Origin of the sequence: Streptomyces sp. NPDC087859, assembly GCF_044742595.1 — a bacterium.
GTDB classification, from domain to species: domain Bacteria; phylum Actinomycetota; class Actinomycetes; order Streptomycetales; family Streptomycetaceae; genus Streptomyces; species Streptomyces canus_F.
This window is the reverse complement of record NZ_JBIUUU010000010.1, coordinates 326,452-345,082: the sequence shown is the minus strand read 5'-3', so window position 1 is coordinate 345,082 and position 18,631 is coordinate 326,452. Positions and strand designations below refer to the sequence as shown.

Here is an 18,631-nt window from a genome sequence, read left to right as displayed (position 1 = left end):
AGCCATGACGAATCACACCTATCGGGTGACCGAGATCGTCGGCACCTCGCCCGACGGCGTCGACCAGGCCATCCGCAACGGCATCGGCCGTGCCTCCCAGACCCTCCGCAACCTCGACTGGTTCGAGGTGACGCAGGTGCGTGGCCAGATCGAGGAAGGACAGGTCGCGCACTGGCAGGTGGGCCTGAAGGTGGGCTTCCGCCTGGACGAGTCGGACTCGGAGTAGCGGCACCGGCTCAGGTCCGCCCCTCCCGCTCCTGCGCGGTCCTCAGCGCGGCGGAGGGGGCGGTCCAGCGCGCCCGTACGACGGTGAACCCGGCCCGTTCGGCGTCCTCGCAGACCAGTTCGTCGTCGTCCACCAGCACCCGGATCTCACGGGTGCGGGCGAGCCGGCGGAGGGTCTCCAGCTTGGTGCGCCGGGCGGGCCTGCGGTCGTTGTCGCGCCGCATGTGGACACGGCCCTCGGGCAGCCCCTGGGCGGCGAGCCAGTCGAGCGTGTCCTGTCGGCAGCGCTCGGGCCGGCCGGTGAGATAGACGACCTCGCACTCCTCGGCGCTCTCCAGGACCAGGGCGATGCCCTCCGCCAGGGGCGGGTCCTGGGGCGCGGCGGCGAAGAAGCCGTCCCAGTCGCGGGGCGTGCGCTCCAGGAAGCGCTGCCGGTGGGCGGTGTCCGCGAGGGTGTTGTCCAGGTCGAACACGGCGAGGGGCGGTCTGCTGCTGTCGGTCACGCGCCCCACCCTAGAACCCGCGGGCGGAGGCGGGAGGCCCTCACACGACCAATTGTTAATGGGATCCATTTTCATGTAGCGTCCTCGGTGCTCGCTGTCCCACCGAGGAGGTCCCTGTCATGGCTGTCCCCAAGCGGAAGATGTCCCGCAGCAACACCCGCCACCGCCGCGCACAGTGGAAGGCGGCCACCCCCTCCCTGGTGCCCGTCACCATCGACGGCGTGCGGTACCTCGTACCGCAGAACCTCGTGAAGGCCTACGAACGCGGCCTGCTGCGTCCCGAGGGCTGAGCCCCGATGCCGTACGACCGCCTGCCGGTCACCGTCCTGTCCGGGTTCCTCGGGGCGGGCAAGACCACGCTGCTCAACCATGTCCTGGCCAACCGCGAGGGCCTGCGCGTCGCCGTGATCGTCAACGACATGAGCGAGGTCAACATCGACGCCGCGCTGGTGCGGGGCGGCGAGGCCGCGCTGTCACGGACCGAGGAACGCCTGGTCGAGATGACCAACGGCTGCATCTGCTGCACCCTCCGCGACGACCTGCTGGAGGAGGTGGACCGGCTGGCCCGCGAGGGCCGCTTCGACCACCTGCTCATCGAGTCGTCGGGCATCTCGGAACCGATGCCTGTCGCGGCCACCTTCGCGTTCGCCCGCGACGACGGGGCCACGCTCGGGGACGTCGCCCGCCTGGACACCATGGTCACGGTCGTGGACGCGGCCAACTTCCTGCCCGAGCTGGACAGCGGCGACGAACTGGCCGAGCGCGGGCTGGCCCCCTTCGAGGACGACGAGCGCACGGTCAGCGATCTGCTGGTCGACCAGATCGAGTTCGCGGACGTCATCGTCCTCAACAAGCTCGACCTGGTGGACACGGACGCCGCGGACCGGCTGCGGGCGGCGTTGCGCCGGCTGAACCCCGTCGCCCGTATCGTCGACGCACGCCACGCCCGCGTGGACCTCCAACAGGTCCTGGGCACCGGCCTGTTCGACCTGGAGCGCGCACAGCAGGCGCCGGGCTGGGTCCGGGAACTCAACGGCGACCACGTCCCCGAGACCGAGGAGTACGGCGTCTCCTCCACGGTCTTCCGCTCCGAACTCCCCTTCCACCCCGCCCGGTTGTGGACGTTCGTGACGGAGGACCTGGACAGCGGGACATACGGCCGCGTCCTCCGCTCGAAGGGCTTCTTTTCTCTGTCCACCCGCCCGCACGTCACGGGCCTGTGGTCCCAGGCCGGGTCGGTGGCCCGCTTCGAGCCGTCGGCGGCGCGCGACGACGAGGCGCCGTACGCACAGGAGCTGGTCCTCATCGGCACGCAGTTGCAGGCAGCGCAGCTCCACAGCGCCCTCGCGGCCTGCCTCATGGCCCCGGGAGAGAGCGTCCCCGACACCGACCCCTTCCCGGCCTGGGACACATACGGCATCGACGACACCTGCGAGCACGAGCACGCCGTATCCGCCCAGGAACACGCCGTGTCCGCCTCCTGACACCGGGCGACGCCGGGAATGTCACGGCGTCCTTGGCGTTGAACTCCTTGTGACCTCCCTGATCGCCGCCACCCGCTTCTCCGTCCTCGACCGTTCCCGCACCCGTGAGGGCCACTCGAACGCCGAGGCGCTGCGCGACACCGTGCGGTTCGCGCAGGAGCTGGAGGGGCTCGGATACCACCGGTTCTGGGTCTCGGAGCACCACGGGGTACCCGGCGTCGCCGGTTCCGCCCCGACCGTGCTGGCCGCCGCCGTGGCCGCGGCGACGCGGACGATCCGGGTGGGGACGGGCGGTGTGATGCTGCCCAACCACCGGCCGCTGGTCGTGGCCGAACAGTTCGGCGTCCTGGAGTCCCTCTTCCCCGGCCGCATCGACATGGGGCTGGGCCGTTCGGTCGGCTTCACCGACGGCGTACGCAAGGCACTGGGCCGCGGCAAGGACGACGCCGACGACTTCGCCGGCCAGCTCGACGAACTGCTCGGCTGGTTCCGCGGCACCTCCCCGACCGGTGTGCACGCGCGCCCCGCGGAGGGTCTGACGGTGCCGCCCTTCGTCCTCGCGATGGGCGAGGGCGCCGCGATCGCGGCCCGCGCCGGCCTGCCCATGGTCATCGGCGACCTCCGCGGCCGCGACCGGATGCAGCACGGCATCGACCACTACCGCGCCCACTTCCGCCCCTCCCCCTGGGCACCGGAACCGTACGTCGTGATCTCCGGCACGATCGCGGTCGCCGCCACCCCCGCCGACGCCCGCCGCCTCCTGGTCCCGGAGGCCTGGTCCATGGCCCACTCCCGCACCCACGGCACCTTCCCGCCCCTGCCGGCCGCCGAGCGCGTCGAGGCCCTCACCATGACCGCCAAGGAACGCGACCTCTACGAGTCCGGCCTCACCGGCCACATCGCCGGCACCGAGGACCAGGTGGCGCACGAACTGGAGACGGTACTGAAGGAGACGGGCGCACAGGAGGTACTCGTCACCACCAGCAGCCACGACCGCGACGCGCTGCTGGACTCCTACCGACGGCTCGCCTCGATCGTCTCCGACTAGAGTTCCCCCTCATGCACCACCCCCACGACCCGTATGTCCGAGTCCGCGGCGCCCGAGAGCACAACCTCAAGGGTGTGGACGTCGACATCCCGCGGGACGTGCTGGCCGTGTTCACCGGGGTCTCCGGGTCCGGGAAGTCGTCGCTGGCGTTCGGGACGATCTATGCCGAGGCGCAGCGGCGGTACTTCGAGTCGGTCGCGCCGTACGCCCGCAGGCTGATCCATCAGGTGGGGGCGCCGAAGGTCGGGGAGATCACCGGGCTGCCGCCCGCGGTGTCGCTGCAGCAGCGGCGTGCGGCGCCGACGTCCCGTTCGTCCGTCGGGACGGTCACCAACCTCTCGAACTCCTTGCGGATGCTGTTCTCCCGGGCCGGTGACCACCCGCCGGGCGCCGAGCGGCTCGACTCGGACGCCTTCTCGCCCAACACGGCGGCGGGGGCGTGCCCGGAGTGCCATGGGCTGGGCCAAGTGCACCGTACGACCGAGGAGTTGCTGGTCCCCGATCCGTCGCTGTCGATCCGGGAGGGTGCGATCGCGGCGTGGCCGGGCGCCTGGCAGGGGAAGAACCTGCGGGACATCCTGGACGCGCTCGGATACGACGTGGACCGGGCGTGGCGCGAGCTGCCCGCCGAGGCACGGGAGTGGATCCTGTTCACCGACGAGCAGCCGGTCGTCACGGTGCACCCGGTGCGGGACGCGGACCGCATCCAACGGCCGTACCAGGGCACGTACATGAGCGCCCGGCGCTATGTGATGAAGACCTTCTCGGACTCCAAGAGCCCGACACTGCGGACAAAGGCGGAGCGCTTCCTCAGCAGCGCGCCCTGCCCCGCGTGCGGCGGCAGCCGGCTACGGCCGGAGGCGCTCGCGGTGACCTTCGCGGGACGGACGATCGCCGAGCTCGCGGCGCTGCCGCTGACGGAGCTCATGGGGCATCTGCGCGCCGTCGACGAGACCACGCGCGTCCTCACCGACGACCTCGCCTCCCGTATCGCACCCGTCCTCGAACTCGGTCTCGGCTACCTCGCCCTCGACCGCTCCACCCCCACCCTCTCCGCCGGTGAGCTGCAACGACTACGGCTGGCGACCCAGCTGCGCTCCGGCCTGTTCGGAGTGGTGTACGTCCTCGACGAGCCCTCCGCCGGACTGCACCCGGCGGACACCGAGGCACTGCTGACGGTGCTGGCGCGGCTGAAGGCGGCCGGCAACTCGGTGTTCGTGGTGGAGCACCACCTCGACGTGGTGCGCGGTGCGGACTGGCTGGTGGACGTGGGTCCGGGCGCCGGTGAGCACGGCGGCGAGGTGCTGCACAGCGGTCCCGTGGCGGAACTGGCCGCGGTCGACGGGTCGGAGACGGCGCGGTTCCTCTTCGGCCGCTCCCCCGCGCCCGTACGTCAAGTGCGCTCTCCGAGCGGGCAGTTGAAGGTCGGCCCGGTCACCCGGCACAACCTGCGCGGGGTGACGGCGGAGTTCCCGCTGGGCGCCTTCACGGCGGTGACGGGCGTCTCCGGGTCCGGGAAGTCCACGCTCATCGGGGAGATCACCGAGGAGTCCGCGGGCGTGGGACGGCTCGTCCGCGTCGACCAGCGGCCGATCGGCCGCACCCCGCGCTCCAACCTGGCCACCTACACCGGCCTCTTCGACGTCGTACGCAAGGAGTTCGCGGCCACGGACCAGGCCCGGTCACGCGGTTTCGGTGTCGGCCGGTTCTCCTTCAACGTGGCCGGGGGACGCTGCGAGACCTGTCAGGGCGAGGGTTTCGTCAGCGTCGAGCTGCTGTTCCTGCCGAGCACGTACGCGCCGTGCCCGGACTGCGGCGGGGCCCGCTACAACGCCGAGACGCTCGAAGTGACGTACCGGGAGCGGAACATCGCCCAGGTCCTTGACCTGACGGTGGAGTCCGCGGCGGAGTTCTTCGCCGACACCCCCGCCGTCGCCCGCAGCCTCGGCACGCTCCTGGACGTCGGCCTCGGCTATCTGCGGCTGGGCCAGCCCGCCACCGAACTCTCCGGCGGCGAGGCCCAACGCATCAAGCTGGCCAGTGAGTTGCAGCGCGGGCGCCGCGGCCACACCCTCTACCTCCTCGACGAACCGACCACCGGTCTCCACCCGGCCGACGTCGAGGTGCTGATGCGCCGGCTCCACGGCCTCGTCGACATCGGACACACCGTCATCGTCGTCGAGCACGACATGTCCGTCGTCGCGGACGCGGACTGGGTGATCGACCTGGGACCGGGCGGCGGGGACGCGGGCGGCCGCGTCGTGGCGACGGGGCCGCCCACGGAGGTGGCCCGGGCGAAGGGCAGCGCCACGGCGGCGTATCTGGCCGCGGCGATCGGAGCACCGGGCGCCCCCGCCGACGGTCGGCGCGGCTAGTCGTTCGGCTGGGTGAAGCGGATGCTGTTGCCGAAGGGGTCGCGTACGCCGCAGTCGATGCCGTACGGGCGCTCGGTGGGTTCGTCGGTGATCTCGACACCGCGGCCGCGCAGGGTCTCGCACGTCTTGCGGCAGTCGTCGGTGCTGAAGATGAGGTGGCCGCCCATGGCGCCCTTGGTGAGCAGGTCGCGGACCTGGGCCGCCGTCTCCTCGGACAGCGCCGGCTGTCCCGGCCGCTCCAGCAGGATCTGCCGGTCCGGGTGGCCGGGGACGTTGACGGTGAGCCAGCGCATGAAACCGAGGTCGGCGTCCGTGTTGACCTCCAGGCCGAGCTTGCCGACGTAGAAGTCGAGGGCCTCGTCCTGGTCGAGGACGTAGATCTGTGAGTGTGTGATGGCGGTGAACATGCGCCTCACGCTATCGAGCGGGCCGGACGAAAACTTATCCAGAACTGCTCAGTCGGCCGAGGCCCTCGGCCGCGTCCACGCCTTCGTGAAGCACGTCGGTACGGCGATCGCCGAGGTCTGCCGGCGGTACGTCCTCGGTGACCGGCCGACGATGTCGCGGAAGGTGCGGCTGAAGGTCCCCGGGCTGCCGAAGCCGACCGCGAAGCAGATGTCGGTCACACTGCGCTCGGTCTCCCGCAGCAGGAACATCGCCCGTTCGACTCGGCGCCGCTGGAGATAGCGGTGCGGTGTCTCACCGAACGTGGCACGGAAGGTGCGGGCGAAGTGCGCCGGGGACACAAGGGCGATCCGGGCCAGGGCCGGAACGTCCAGCGGCTGCGCGTAGGCGCGGTCCATGGCGTCACGGGCCCGCAGCATGCGGCGGTTGGTCTCTTCGACGGCGCGGCTCACACCGCCATCACATCACCTCTGCGACCAGCGCCGAGTGGATCCAGCCGGGTCGGTGCGACGTCGCGGGCTGGGCGGCCAGCGCGAGGGAACGGCGGTCGGCATGGCTGCCGGGCGGGATGACGTCCCGTACCTCCACCTCGGCCACCAGCCCCCGCGCCGACACCACCCGCCACACCGAGGCGAGCAGCGTGTCCTCGCCGACGAAGGCGGGCGCGGTGCTGGCCGTGCCGCCGTCGAGCCGGTAGCGCAGACGCACCGGCTGGACCGGGACCCCGGCGTCCAGGGCGGCCTGGAACACGGCCCGGCGGAAGGTGCCCTGGGCGCGTCCGCACCAGGTGCTGCCCTCGGGGAACACCGCGACCGCCTGCCCGCCGCTGAGTTCGCGCGCGATCCGGGCGACCGTGTCAGGGAGGGCCCGCAGCCGGTCCCGCTCGATGAACAGCGCGGCCCGGGCCACCACCGCGCCCGCCACCGGCCACTGCCGGATCTCGGTCTTGGCGACCATCCGGGCCGGGCGCACGGCGGCGAGCAGCGGGATGTCCAGCCAGGAGATGTGGTTGGCGACCAGGAGCAGTCCGCCGGTGGGCGCGGCGGCGCCGGTGACACGGACCCGGACCCCCGCGGCCCGTACGATCCACCGGCACCACCGCCGCACCGACTCGGCGGGGATCAGCCCGCCGAACGGCGACAGCACGACCCCGGCGAGCACCAGGACCATGACCGCCGCCAGGCGCAGCACGGCGCGCGGTACCGCCGTGCCGGACCCCGTCGGCTCCACACACGCCCCGGGGGTGCAGGGCGCGCTGGGCAGCCAGACGCTCATCAGGCCGGTACGAGGGAGAGGAAGTGCCGCAGATAGCGCGGGTTGACGCGGCGCATCGACAGCAGCACGTACAGGTCGGCGACCCCGAAGTCCGGGTCGTGGGCCGGCTCCCCGCAGACCCAGGCGCCGAGGCGGAGGTAGCCGCGCAGCAGGGTGGGCAGCTCACCGCGGCCGGCGGCGGGCTGTCCCGGGACCCAGGGCAGCAGCGGTCGTACGCGGTACTCCTGCGGTGCCAGGTGCTTGTCCCGCACCCGCTCCCAGGCCGCCGACGCCAGCGCGCCGCCGTCCGCGAGCGGGACCGAGCAGCAGCCGGCCAGCCACTCGTGGCCGCGGTCGAGCATGTAGCGGGCGATGCCGGCCCAGATGAGCCCGATGACGGCACCGTCCCGGTGGTCGGGGTGCACGCAGGAGCGGCCGACCTCGACGAGGCCGGGCCGGAGGGCGTCGATGCGGGACAGGTCGAACTCGCTCTCGGAGTACAGCCGTCCGGCCACCGCGGCCCGCTCGGGCGGCAGCAGTCGATAGGTGCCGACGACCTGGCCGGTGAGGGTGTCGGTGACGAGCAGGTGGTCGCAGTAGGCGTCGAAGGGATCGATGTCGTGGCCCGGCTGCGGGGAGGACAGCAGGGCGCCCATCTCCCCGGCGAACACGTCGTGCCGCAGCCGCTGGGCGGCGCGTACGTCGGATTCGTCGCGGGCGAGGGTGACGGTGTAGCGGGTGGGAGCGGCGGACAGGGGCGGGGAGTCCGGAGCGGATACGACGGTCATGGCTCACTCCAGGTCACGGGCCGGTTCGGGGACGGCACCCGGTGGGCCGGTGGATCCGGCCCGCACCCTCTGTTCTTCCTGTGCCGATTGGCGTGTACGTGACCGCTTCCGGGAGCGCGGGTGTGGGGCGGCTGAACGGCTCGGGCCGGATGTCGGGGGTGCCGGGCTCCGTCGACGGGCCGGTGTCGGACAGATGGCCGACGGGGTGAGGCAACCCCTGGCCCCGCGGGACCGTCTCCCTTCCGGAACTGATCACCGGGAACGGAGGCGCACGCGCGTGGGGGAACTCTCGGTACAGGCGCTGGAGGAGTTGCCCTGGGAGCGGCTGACGTCGATGTATCCCGGCGTGTCGATCCAGGAGGTCCGCCGGGTGCTGCTCCATCTCCTGCGCAGCGGTCCGGCGTCGGCCGAGGACGACTGCTGGCCGCTGTTCTCCGCCCTCGCGCAACGGGAGCTCGGTGTCGGCCCGGCGGCCACGGCCACCCTGCCGTTCCTCGTCGCGCTCGCCGCCGACCCCCGCACGGGCGCCCGCGGCACGCTCGTCGAGCTGCTGGACAGCCTGGCCTCGTGTGCGAGGCACTGCGCGCCGCACCTGCTGGACCCGGGCTGGGCGGCAGCCTGGGAACAGGAGCACGCCACGATCCAGGCCCTGCTCTCCGACCCGGACCCGACGGTACGACGGCTGGCCGTGCCCCTCGCGGAGGGCTCCGCCCGGCTGCTGGAGCGGTGGCGGGCCGAGCCGGATCTGTCGGTACGGCTGCCCGTGCTGTTCATGCTGGGCCGGCTCCCCGAGGTCACCGAGGTCCGCGCGGTCCTGGCCGAGGCGCTGCGGGACGACGACCCCGTCGTACGGGCCGCGGCCGTGCACGCCGCCTCGGAGGCGGACCCGGGGATCGCGCTGCGGGAACGGGAGCGGCTGCTGACGGCCCTCGTCGACCCCGCCGTACGGTCACGCTGGGAGGCGGTCTGGTACATGCCGGACGGGGAGCACCCGTACACCCGCGAGGCTGTCGCCTTCTGGACAGCCGTCCTGTTCGAGGACATGCCCGCCGAGGCGACCGCGTTCCTGACGCGGCTGGCCGAGACGGCGGACCCGGCCGAGGACACCGATCTGCTGCGGGCCGTACTGGACCACTCCTGGCGGCTGCTGACGCGTCGGCGGTCCGTCGAACCCGCGCTGGTCCCGCTCGCCGCCGGTCTCCTGGACCACTCCGACCCGGCCGTGCGCTACCGGGCCGTCCATCTCCTCGCCGCTCTCGGACCCCGGGCCGCCGCACACGCCGACCGGCTCGCCGCACTGCTCGACGACCCCGGCGAGGACGAGTTCCTGGAGGGCACCGTCGGCGAGCACGCCCGATGGGCGCTGACCCGGATGGACGACGCGAGGGCGCTGCCCCGCCTGGTCGAGGGACTCTGCGCGACCTGGCGCGAGCGCCAGGGCCGGGGCTACGTCATCAGCGACCCGCGCAGCCCCGACCTCGCGGACGTCCTGGGCCCGCTCCGGGCACACGCGGAGACTCTCCTACCGGCGGTCCGGGAGGAGTCGCGGCGGGACCTGACCGACCCCGACCTGCCAGGATCGGTGACGGCCGACCTCCTGGCGACGCTCAAGGCCTGGGGAACGGCCGCGCTGCCCGCGCTGCCGGAGGTCACGGCCTACGTGCCGGACCGCTTCCGTTGGCACGAGGCCGCCCAGGCGCTGGCGGCGATGGGCCCCGCCGCCGTCTCCGCCGCGCCCGCGATACGCGAGCGGATGGCCCTCCCACCACCGGAGAACCGCCGGTGGTTGCACTGGGTCCTCTGGCGCATCGGCGGCGCGGACCCGGCCGATGCGCTGCGCGCGCTCGGGGAGACCCTGCCGAAGCCGGGCGAGCCGCCGTACTTCCCGTTCGGCCAGCTCGCCGACTTCGGCCGCCGGGCCGCGCCGTACGCCGACGAGCTGCGGCGCATTCTGACGGAGGCCGAGGACGTCTTCGGGGTGGAGGTGGCCATAGCCCTGTGGACGGTGACGGAGGAACCCGAGCCCGCCCGCCCGCTCCTGGAGGAGCAGGTACTCACGTTCGCCTCCGGTGGCCACGAGCTCTACGGCCTGTTCTACCCCGCGTTGCGGACGCTGATCCGCTTCCGCGCGATCGGCCCGACGGTACGGGACGCCCTGCGGGCCCTGCGCGACCAGGACCGCCGTATCTCGGCGTACGGCGACTATCGCGCGATCCTCCAGGACGAGGAGTTCCGCGAGCTGATCGACGAGGCCCTGGCCGTGTGAACTTGGCGGGACCGGGGTTGAGCACCACGCCCGGTCCCGCCCGTCCGCACGGGACGGCGAACGGTCGGTGAGGGGCGCTACCGCTTCGCCACCTTGCGCGTGGCCCGCAGCCATTCCTTGTTCATGGCGGTGATGGAGACCAGCGGGATGCCCTTGGGGCAGGCGGTCGCGCATTCCCCGGCCAGCGTGCAGCCTCCGAAGCCCTCGTCGTCCATCTGCGCCACCATGTCCAGCACCCGGGTCTCCCGCTCGGGGGCGCCCTGCGGCAGCACGTTGAGGTGGTTGACCTTGGCCGAGGTGAACAGCATCGCGGCCCCGTTGGGGCAGGCGGCGACGCAGGCTCCGCAGCCGATGCACTCCGCGTGCTCGAACGCGAAGTCCGCGTCCGGCTTCGGCACCGGCGTGGCATGGGCCTCCGGTGCGGCGCCGGTGGGTGCGGTGATGTAGCCGCCGGCCTGGATGATCCGGTCGAACGCGGTCCGGTCGACGACCAGGTCCTTGATCACCGGGAACGCGGAGGCCCGCCACGGCTCGATGTCGATCGTGTCGCCATCCTTGAAGGACCGCATGTGCAACTGGCAGGTCGTGGTGCGTTCCGGGCCGTGCGCGTCGCCGTTGATGACCAGGGAGCAGGCGCCGCAGATGCCTTCGCGGCAGTCGTGGTCGAAGGCGACCGGGTCCTCGCCGCGCAGGATGAGTTCCTCGTTGAGGGTGTCGAGCATCTCCAGGAACGACATGTCCGAGGAGATGCCGTCCACCTGGTAGGTGGACATGGCGCCGTCGGCGTCGGCGTTCTTCTGCCGCCAGACGCGCAGGGTGAGCTTCATGCGTAGCTCCGCTGAGTGGGGTGGACGTACTCGAAGACCAGGTCTTCCTTGTGCAGGGTCGGAGCCTCGCCGGTGCCGGTGAACTCCCAGGCCGCCGCGTACGCGAACTCCTCGTCCCGGCGTGCCGCTTCGCCGTCCGGGGTCTGGGACTCCTCGCGGAAGTGACCGCCGCAGGACTCCGCGCGGTGCAGTGCGTCGAGGCACATCAGCTCGGCGAGTTCCAGGTAGTCGACGACGCGATTGGCCTTCTCCAGGGACTGGTTGAACTCCTCGCCGGTGCCGGGGACCTTGATGCGGCGCCAGAACTCCTCACGGATCTGCGGGATCCGCTCCAGCGCCTTGCGCAGCCCCGCATCGGTGCGGGCCATGCCGCAGAACTCCCACATCAACTCGCCGACTTCGCGGTGAAAGGAGTCCGGCGTGCGGTCACCGTCCACCGACAGCAGCAGATGCAGCCGGTCCTCGGTCTCCGCCAACACCTCCTGCACGACGGGGTGTTCGACGGTGACGGGCTCGTGGTGCGGGTTGCGGGCGAGGTAGTCGTTGATGGTGGCCGGCAGGACGAAGTACCCGTCCGCCAGCCCCTGCATCAGCGCGGAGGCGCCGAGCCGGTTCGCCCCGTGGTCGGAGAAGTTGGCCTCGCCGACCGCGAACAGGCCGGGGATGGTGGTCTGGAGGTCGTAGTCGACCCACAAACCACCCATCGTGTAATGCACGGCGGGATAGATCCGCATCGGGACCTCGTACGGATCCTCATCGGTGATCCGCTGATACATGTCGAAGAGATTGCCGTACTTGGCCTCCACCGCCTTGCGCCCCATCCGCGCGATGGCATCGGCGAAGTCGAGATAGACGCCCTGGCCGCCCGGGCCCACTCCCCTGCCCTCGTCGCAGACGTTCTTCGCGGCGCGGGAGGCGATGTCGCGCGGGACCAGGTTGCCGAAGGACGGGTAGATGCGCTCCAGGTAGTAGTCCCGCTCGTCCTCGGGGATCTGGTTCGCGGGACGGGTATCGCCCTTGGCCTTCGGCACCCAGATCCGGCCGTCATTGCGCAGCGACTCACTCATCAGCGTGAGCTTGGACTGGTGGTCGCCGGTGCGCGGAATGCACGTCGGGTGGATCTGCGTGAAACAGGGGTTGGCGAAATACGCGCCACGCCGGTGGGCCCGCCAGACGGCGGTGGCGTTGGAGTTCATGGCGTTGGTCGACAGGTAGAAGACGTTGCCGTAACCACCGGAGGCCAGCACCACCGCGTCCGCGAAATAGGTGTCGATCTTCCCCGTCACGAGATCCCGCGCGACGATCCCGCGCGCCTTCCCGTCGATGACGATCAGGTCGAGCATCTCGGTACGTGCGTGCATCTCGATGTTCCCCGCCGCGATCTGCCGCGACAGCGCCTGATACGCGCCCAGCAGCAACTGCTGACCCGTCTGCCCCCGTGCGTAGAACGTCCGCGACACCTGCACCCCACCAAAGGAGCGCGTGTCCAGCAGACCGCCGTACTCCCGCGCGAACGGCACCCCCTGCGCCACACACTGGTCGATGATCTCCACCGAGATCTGCGCGAGCCGGTGCACATTCGACTCCCGCGCCCGGAAGTCCCCGCCCTTGACGGTGTCGTAGAACAGCCGGTGAATCGAGTCGCCGTCATTGCGGTAGTTCTTCGCCGCGTTGATACCGCCCTGCGCGGCAATCGAATGCGCCCGTCGCGGGGAGTCCTGATAGCAGAACTGCACGACGTGGTAACCCTGTTCGGCAAGCGTCGCACCCGCGGAACCACCCGCCAGACCAGTACCGACGACAATCACCGTGTGCTTGCGCCGGTTGGCGGGGTTGACCAGCTTGGCCTCGAAGCGGCGCTTGTCCCAGCGCTCGGCCACGGGACCTGTCGGAGCCTTGGTGTCGACGACCGGTTCGCCGGTCACGTAGTCGGTGTAAGAAGTCATCTCAGCTCACCACTCCGGTCATGACGCCCACCGGTACGGCGAGGAAGCCGACCGTGAGCACCAGCGCAAGGATGTCGGCCGTGGCCTTGAGGGCGCGGTCTCGGGTGCGGTTGCCGGCACCCAACGTTTGGGCGGCGCTCCAGAAGCCGTGACGGATGTGCAGGCCCAGGGCCGAGACCGCCAGGATGTAGATGACGTTGCCGTACCAGGTGGAGAAGGTGTCCACGACGTTCTGGTAGGGCCGCCCTTCCTGGAAGCCGCCCGAGTGCACGGTGCCGGTCGTCAGGTCCAGCAGGTGCCAGACGATGAACAGGCCGAGGATGATCCCGCCCCAGCGCATGGTCCGCGTCGCATAGCTGGACCGCGGCTTCTTGTGCACGTACTTCGTCGGGCGCGCCTTGAGGTCGCGGCGGCTGAGCTGGTACGCCGAGATCGCGTGGGCGACCACCGCGACCACCAGCACCACCCGGATCACCCACAGCGTCCACTCGTAGTGCATGAAGGGCTCGCCGAGCGTGCGCAGCCAGTGCGCGTAGTGGTTGAACTCGCCCGGCCCGAAGAAGATCTTCAGGTTGCCGATCATGTGGACGACCAGGTACATCAGCATGATCAGCCCGCTGACCGCCATGACGGTCTTCTTGCCGACGGAGCTGTCCCACACCGTGCGTGCCATGGACGGTCGTCGGTCCGTCCGCGTTGCCAGAGCCATGGCTCAAGACGCTAGGGCCCGGGAGGCCGATCGGTCCAAGACATGGTGCGGCTTGATTCGATAGCCAACGGCTATCGTACGAGGATGCAGTTCCAGCAGCTCCACTACTTCGTGGCGGTCGCCGAGACCCGGCACTTCACCCGCGCCGCCGACCTGGTCCACGTCGCGCAGCCGTCCCTCTCCCAGCAGATCAAGGCGCTGGAGCGGGAGCTCGGGGCCGATCTGTTCCAGCGGGCCCGGGGCAACATCACCCTCACCGACGCGGGCGAGGCGCTGCTTCCGCTGGCCCGCCGGATCCTGGCCGACGCGGACACGGCCCGGCACGAGGTGCAGGAACTGGTCCAGCTCCGCAGCGGCCGGGTCCGGCTGGGCGCCACCCCGAGTCTGTGCACGGGTCTGCTGCCGGACGTGCTGCGCGCCTTCCACGACCGCTATCCCGGCATCCGGCTGCTGATCGAGGAAGGCGGTTCGCACGATCTCGTACGGGAGCTCGCGCGCGGCGCCCTCGATCTGGCCCTGGTCGTCCTCCCGCTGCCGACACCCTCCCCCGCGCTGACGACGGTGGAACTGCTGCGCGAGGACCTGGTCGTCGTCTCGTCGCCGGAGGCCCCCGCACCCGGCGGCCCCACCCGCCGCACCGTACGCATCGCCGACCTGGAGGGCGAGCGCCTCGTGATGTTCCGGCACGGCTACGACCTGCGCGAACTGACGGTCGCCGCATGCCGCGCCGAGGGCTTCGAGCCCGACTTCGCGGTGGAGGGCGGCGAGATGGACGCGGTCCTGGGCTTCGTCCGGGCGGGGCTGGGCGTGGCGGTCGTACCGCGGATGGTGGCCGCGCGCTCGGGGCGGGGGCTACGGGTCACCCCGCTGGCCCGGCCGGGGCTGCACCGGACCATCGCGCTGGCCCACCGCAGCGACGTGGCCCCGCCTCGGGCGGCGCGGGAGTTGCAGCGTATGTTGCTGGAACGCTGAGACGGAGGGGCCGTTGGATCCGAGTTTCCGGCCGGGCGATGTGCTGCGCGTGAGCTGTCCGGACACCCCGGCCACGGTGGCGCGCGTCTCCCGGGACGAGATCTGTCTGGACTGGCCCTGGTGGCGGCGGGACCCCGACTGCGACGGGATCCACTGGAACGGGCGGGTGGCCCTGCCGCTCGGCACCGCTCCCGGCGACCGCTCCCTCTTCCGCACCGATCCGCCGCCGGACCGGCTCACCGCCGGCGACACCTGCACGGTCGGGATCCCTCCCACGGTGGTGCACGTCATCCGGGTCGACCGCTTCGACCCGCCCCTGGAGACGGGACGGCTGCCCCGCCCCACCGTGTCGGTGACGGTCCTGGAGGCCGGAGTGGCCCGCGACCCGGAGCCCGGGGAGTTCGACGAGCAGGGCGAGGAGTTCTGCCCCGAGGACGACATCCCCTTCGTCCTCGAACTCCTGCTGCGCCCCTACGCGTTCCTCGAACCCGGCGACGAGATCGCCGACGCCGCGGGGCGGGCCTGGCGCTTCGACGGACCCTGGGACTGGTGGCCCTTCGACGGGGCGGAGCCGGGCACCCCCGTGTGGCCGTTGACCCTGCTCGCCCGGGACGGCTGCCCGCTCGCGCCGGACCTGCCGGATCCGGTCGCGCGGGCCACCGCGACCGGCTCGCATGCGGCGGAGGCGGCGCGGTGGCAGGCGTTGGCGCGGGTGCGACCGACCGGCGTCGCGGGGCTGTGACGCCTCACCCCGTCCCGCGTCGCCGTACGGCCGTGACGGGTCAGCCCGTCGCGTCCACCAGCGCCAGCTCGTGCAGCCTTTCCGGCGGCCCCGGCCGGGCGTAGTACCAGCCCTGGGCCGTGTCGCAGCCCAGTATCCGCAGCTGTTCGGCCTGGGCGCCCGTCTCCACGCCCTCGACCGTGACCGCGAGGTCGAGGCTGTGGGCGAGGGAGACGATCCCCTCGACGATCTTGAGGTCGACGGGGTCCGCCGGGAACTGCTGCATGCTCTGGGTGAAGGAGCGGTCCAGTTTGAGGACGCTCACCGGGAGCCGGCGCAGGTTGGCGAGGTTGGAGTAGCCGGTGCCGAAGTCGTCCAGGGCGATGTCGACGCCCATCTCGGCCAGCCGGCGCAGCGGCTTCAGCAGGTCGTCGTCCGCGCCGATCAGCGCCGACTCGGTGACCTCCAGGCACAGCGCGTCCGGCTCCACACCCGCGCGCTCCAGGATGTCCACCGTGTCCTGCACCAGGCCGGGGTGGGTGAGCTGGCACGGCGAGAGATTGACGTTGATGCGGAGCGGGCCGGCTTCCTCGTGGCGCTCTCGCCACGCGCGGGCCTGACGGACCGACTGCTCCAGGACCCAGCGGCCCAACGGGACGATCAGGCCCGTGTGTTCGGCGAGCGGGATGAAGCGGTCGGGGCCCAGGACGCCGTGCTGCGGATGCAGCCAGCGCACCAACGCCTCCGCGCCGCGCACGCTGCCGTCGCCGAGGTGCACCAGCGGCTGGTACTCGATGAAGAACTCGCCGCGCTCCAGGGCCGTCGGCAGGGCGGTGGTCAGACCGTGGCGGGTGATCGCGCGGGCGTCCGCCTCCGCGTCGGCGAGCTCGAAGCGGTTGCCGCCCGACGCCTTGGCCCGGTACATCGTGATGTCCGCGCTGCGCAGCACCTCCGCCGCGCTGCGCTCCCCCGCCGGGCCCTCGACGATGCCGATGCTGCCGCGCACGGTCAGTTCACGGCCGTCGACGCTGATCGGGGCGAGCAGCGCGTGCATGATCCGTGAGGCCAGTTCGTCGACCTCGCGCTCGGTGTCGGTCCCCGTCGTCAGCGCGACGAACTCGTCACCGCCCAGACGGGCGACCATCTCGCCGGGCGCCGTCGTGCAGGACTGCAGCCGGTCGGCGACCTCGACGAGCAGCCGGTCGCCGGCCGCGTGGCCGAGACTGTCGTTGATGGTCTTGAAGCCGTCCAGGTCGAGGTAGCACAGGCCGAAGCGCTGGCCCGCGCCGGCGCCCAGCGCCTTCTCCAGCCGTTCGAAGAAGAACGTGCGGTTCGGCAGGCCCGTGAGCGCGTCGTGCGTGGCCTCGTAGCGCAGCCGGAGGTTGAGCAGCCGGCGCTCGGTGGTGTCCTCCATCAGCGCGAGCTGGTACTGCGGGTTGCCGTCCGCGTCACGGAGCAGGGAGACGGTCAGGTTGGTCCACAGGACCGTTCCGTCAGGGCGGGAGAACGCCTTCTCCAGGTGGTAGTGCTCGCGCTCGCCTCGGACGAGTTCGTCGTAGAGGGTCCACGTCTGGGGCGCGTCCTCGGGGTGCGTCCACTCCGCGACGTTGCGGCCGCGCATCATCTGCTCGTTGATACCGAACATGCGCAGCAGCGCCTCGTTGACCTGGAGGATGTTGCCCTCCAGGTCGGCCATGCCGATCCCTATGGCGGCGCCCTCGAAGACCGCGCGGAAGCGGGCCTCGCTCGCGTGCAGCGCCTGCGCCACCACGCCCTGCGCCGTCAACGCGGCCGCCGAGATGGCCTCCTGCTCGGCGAGGGTCCGCTCGCGCAGCGCCGAGGCGAACCCGGCGGCCATGGCGTGCTGGAGCCGCGAGGCGCGCACCCGCAGGTCCTCCTGGTCGCCGTCGCCGCCGCAGTACAGCACGAGGTAGGCGTCGACGCAGTCCAGTGTCCGGCTGAGCGCCTCCGGGTCGGTGCAGTGCACCGTGACGAGCGCGGCGCCGAGCGCCCGGCCCTCGTCCGCGTCGTAGGTCCTCGCCCGCAGCGCCTCGCTCAACCGGCGTGCCAGCGGCAGGAGTTGTTCCTCGAACTCGGGCCGGGTCGAGGACGTCGTGGTCACCGGGAAGACGGCCCGGCTCCAGATCGTCGCGAACCGGCGCAGTCTGCCCTCCGGCCCGTCCGGCTCGGCGATCACGCGGTACGCCCCACGCCGGCGAAACCGGAGAAGGCCCAGGGATCCTCGTCGTCGGGGTCCCAGGTCTCCGACTCCGGCCGCCAGTGCGGCATCGGCACCAGTCCCGGTTCCACCATGTCGTACCCCTCGAAGAACCGCGCGATGTCGTCGCGCGAGCGCATGATCAGCGGGTTGCGGATGTCCTTGTACACGTCGACCGTGCCGGCGGCCCGCTCGGCCGGCAGCGGGATTCCCTCGTAGGAGGCGTGTGTGAGCACGAGCAGACTGCCGGGCGCGAGCGCGTCACGCAGCTCGGCCACCGCATCGTACGGGTCGTCCTCGGCTTCCACGAAGTGCAGTATGGCAACGAGAAGCAGGGCCACCGGCCGGTTCAGGTCGATCAGTCGCTGTACTTCGGCGCTCGCGAGGATCTCCTGGGGCTTGCGGAGGTCCGCGGCGACGACGCCCGTGTCCGCGTTGTCCCTCAGGACGGCCTCGCTGTGGGCGACCGCCACCGGGTCGTGGTCGACGTAGACGACCCGGGCGCCGGGGCTGGCGGACTGGGCCACCTCGTGGACGCTGCCGAAGGTCGGGATGCCCGAACCGATGTCCAGGAACTGGGTGATGCCCTGCTCCGCCGCGAAGCGCACCGCGCGGCGCATGAACGCCCGGTTCGCCTGCATGATCTTGGGGAGTCCCGGCATGAACTCCATCGCCTTGCGGGCCGCCTCGCGGTCGACCTCGAAGTTGTGCGAACCGCCCAGGTAGAAGTCGTAGATCCGCGAAACGCTAGGCACCGAGATGTCGATGCTCCGTGGGGCCCAGGCGGGACGCTCCATCTATCTCTCCAAGGCGTAGGCGATCCGGTGTTCGAGCTGAGGCTACTGATCGCCCGCCAAAGGAGCGACCCGAACCGGAAATTGACCGTCCGT

General features: G+C 71.5%; 18 protein-coding genes. 8 read left to right on the top strand and 10 right to left on the bottom strand.

What is annotated here, in order from left to right; translation table 11 throughout:
- Window positions 1-4: 4 nt before the first annotated feature.
- Entirely contained in the window at window positions 5-226 is a 222-nt protein-coding gene (locus ACIOHP_RS26215; RefSeq protein WP_327720951.1) for a dodecin, read from the top strand.
- Window positions 227-236: 10 nt separating this feature from the next.
- Here the strand turns inward: ACIOHP_RS26215 and ACIOHP_RS26210 are convergent, their stop codons facing one another.
- Window positions 237-728, bottom strand: a complete 492-nt coding sequence (locus tag ACIOHP_RS26210) for a hypothetical protein (protein WP_361491091.1) — start codon at window positions 726-728, stop codon at window positions 237-239.
- Between the two features lie 119 nt (window positions 729-847).
- Between ACIOHP_RS26210 and rpmF the strand changes: the two genes are divergently transcribed.
- The 4 genes from rpmF to ACIOHP_RS26190 are packed head-to-tail and all read left to right on the top strand — an operon-like array spanning window position 848 to window position 5,635.
- Window positions 848-1,018 carry a 50S ribosomal protein L32 gene (gene rpmF, locus ACIOHP_RS26205; RefSeq protein ID WP_401891402.1) on the top strand — a complete coding sequence of 57 codons (171 nt, stop codon included), beginning with the start codon at window positions 848-850 and terminating at the stop codon, window positions 1,016-1,018.
- Between the two features lie 6 nt (window positions 1,019-1,024).
- Window positions 1,025-2,212, top strand: a complete 1,188-nt coding sequence (locus ACIOHP_RS26200) for a GTP-binding protein (RefSeq protein ID WP_401891400.1) — start codon at window positions 1,025-1,027, stop codon at window positions 2,210-2,212.
- Window positions 2,213-2,261: 49 nt separating this feature from the next.
- Entirely contained in the window at window positions 2,262-3,260 is a 999-nt protein-coding gene (locus ACIOHP_RS26195) for an LLM class flavin-dependent oxidoreductase (RefSeq protein ID WP_401891399.1), read from the top strand.
- 11 nt (window positions 3,261-3,271) lie between these two features.
- Window positions 3,272-5,635 (top strand): ATP-binding cassette domain-containing protein, encoded by a 2,364-nt coding sequence (locus ACIOHP_RS26190; protein ID WP_401891397.1) that lies wholly within the window; start codon window positions 3,272-3,274, stop codon window positions 5,633-5,635.
- On the opposite strand, the gene ACIOHP_RS26185 is transcribed toward ACIOHP_RS26190, so the two are convergent.
- Genes ACIOHP_RS26185 through ACIOHP_RS26170 form a run of 4 tightly spaced genes read right to left on the bottom strand, consistent with a single transcriptional unit; the run spans window position 5,632 to window position 8,082 of the window.
- Complete coding sequence (locus ACIOHP_RS26185; RefSeq protein ID WP_361557629.1) at window positions 5,632-6,042, bottom strand: VOC family protein; 411 nt, start codon at window positions 6,040-6,042, stop codon at window positions 5,632-5,634. The genes ACIOHP_RS26190 and ACIOHP_RS26185 overlap by 4 nt on opposite strands.
- Window positions 6,043-6,090: 48 nt before the next feature.
- Window positions 6,091-6,492, bottom strand: a complete 402-nt coding sequence (locus ACIOHP_RS26180; protein WP_361557626.1) for an AraC family transcriptional regulator — start codon at window positions 6,490-6,492, stop codon at window positions 6,091-6,093.
- 7 nt (window positions 6,493-6,499) lie between these two features.
- Entirely contained in the window at window positions 6,500-7,315 is an 816-nt protein-coding gene (locus tag ACIOHP_RS26175; RefSeq protein WP_401891395.1) for a lysophospholipid acyltransferase family protein, read from the bottom strand.
- The gene (locus tag ACIOHP_RS26170; RefSeq protein ID WP_401891394.1) at window positions 7,315-8,082 is read right to left on the bottom strand and encodes a GNAT family N-acetyltransferase; all 768 of its coding nucleotides are present in this window, start codon (window positions 8,080-8,082) and stop codon (window positions 7,315-7,317) included. Before ACIOHP_RS26170 ends, ACIOHP_RS26175 begins: the two co-directional genes overlap by 1 nt.
- A gap of 277 nt (window positions 8,083-8,359) precedes the next feature.
- On the opposite strand from ACIOHP_RS26170, the gene ACIOHP_RS26165 reads away from it, so the two are divergent.
- Window positions 8,360-10,348: a hypothetical protein gene (locus ACIOHP_RS26165; RefSeq protein ID WP_401891392.1), complete on the top strand. Its 1,989-nt coding sequence runs from the start codon at window positions 8,360-8,362 to the stop codon at window positions 10,346-10,348.
- A gap of 77 nt (window positions 10,349-10,425) precedes the next feature.
- Here the strand turns inward: ACIOHP_RS26165 and ACIOHP_RS26160 are convergent, their stop codons facing one another.
- Genes ACIOHP_RS26160 through ACIOHP_RS26150 form a run of 3 tightly spaced genes read right to left on the bottom strand, consistent with a single transcriptional unit; the run spans window position 10,426 to window position 13,794 of the window.
- The gene (locus ACIOHP_RS26160) at window positions 10,426-11,175 is read right to left on the bottom strand and encodes a succinate dehydrogenase/fumarate reductase iron-sulfur subunit (protein WP_401891391.1); all 750 of its coding nucleotides are present in this window, start codon (window positions 11,173-11,175) and stop codon (window positions 10,426-10,428) included.
- A complete protein-coding gene (locus ACIOHP_RS26155; protein WP_401891390.1) occupies window positions 11,172-13,121 on the bottom strand; it encodes a fumarate reductase/succinate dehydrogenase flavoprotein subunit in 1,950 nt (649 codons plus the stop codon). The genes ACIOHP_RS26160 and ACIOHP_RS26155 overlap by 4 nt, the downstream gene beginning before the upstream one ends.
- Before the next feature lies 1 nt (window position 13,122).
- A complete protein-coding gene (locus ACIOHP_RS26150) occupies window positions 13,123-13,794 on the bottom strand; it encodes a succinate dehydrogenase (RefSeq protein ID WP_401891388.1) in 672 nt (223 codons plus the stop codon).
- Between the two features lie 120 nt (window positions 13,795-13,914).
- On the opposite strand from ACIOHP_RS26150, the gene ACIOHP_RS26145 reads away from it, so the two are divergent.
- Together ACIOHP_RS26145 and ACIOHP_RS26140 are read left to right on the top strand one after the other, a co-directional pair.
- Window positions 13,915-14,802: a LysR substrate-binding domain-containing protein gene (locus tag ACIOHP_RS26145; RefSeq protein ID WP_361555640.1), complete on the top strand. Its 888-nt coding sequence runs from the start codon at window positions 13,915-13,917 to the stop codon at window positions 14,800-14,802.
- 13 nt (window positions 14,803-14,815) lie between these two features.
- Window positions 14,816-15,544: a hypothetical protein gene (locus ACIOHP_RS26140; protein WP_401891387.1), complete on the top strand. Its 729-nt coding sequence runs from the start codon at window positions 14,816-14,818 to the stop codon at window positions 15,542-15,544.
- Between the two features lie 40 nt (window positions 15,545-15,584).
- On the opposite strand, the gene ACIOHP_RS26135 is transcribed toward ACIOHP_RS26140, so the two are convergent.
- Together ACIOHP_RS26135 and ACIOHP_RS26130 are read right to left on the bottom strand one after the other, a co-directional pair.
- Window positions 15,585-17,720 (bottom strand): putative bifunctional diguanylate cyclase/phosphodiesterase, encoded by a 2,136-nt coding sequence (locus ACIOHP_RS26135; protein ID WP_401891386.1) that lies wholly within the window; start codon window positions 17,718-17,720, stop codon window positions 15,585-15,587.
- Window positions 17,717-18,538, bottom strand: coding sequence for an SAM-dependent methyltransferase (locus ACIOHP_RS26130; protein ID WP_401891384.1), 822 nt, complete (start codon window positions 18,536-18,538; stop codon window positions 17,717-17,719). The genes ACIOHP_RS26135 and ACIOHP_RS26130 overlap by 4 nt, the downstream gene beginning before the upstream one ends.
- Window positions 18,539-18,631: the final 93 nt, after the last annotated feature.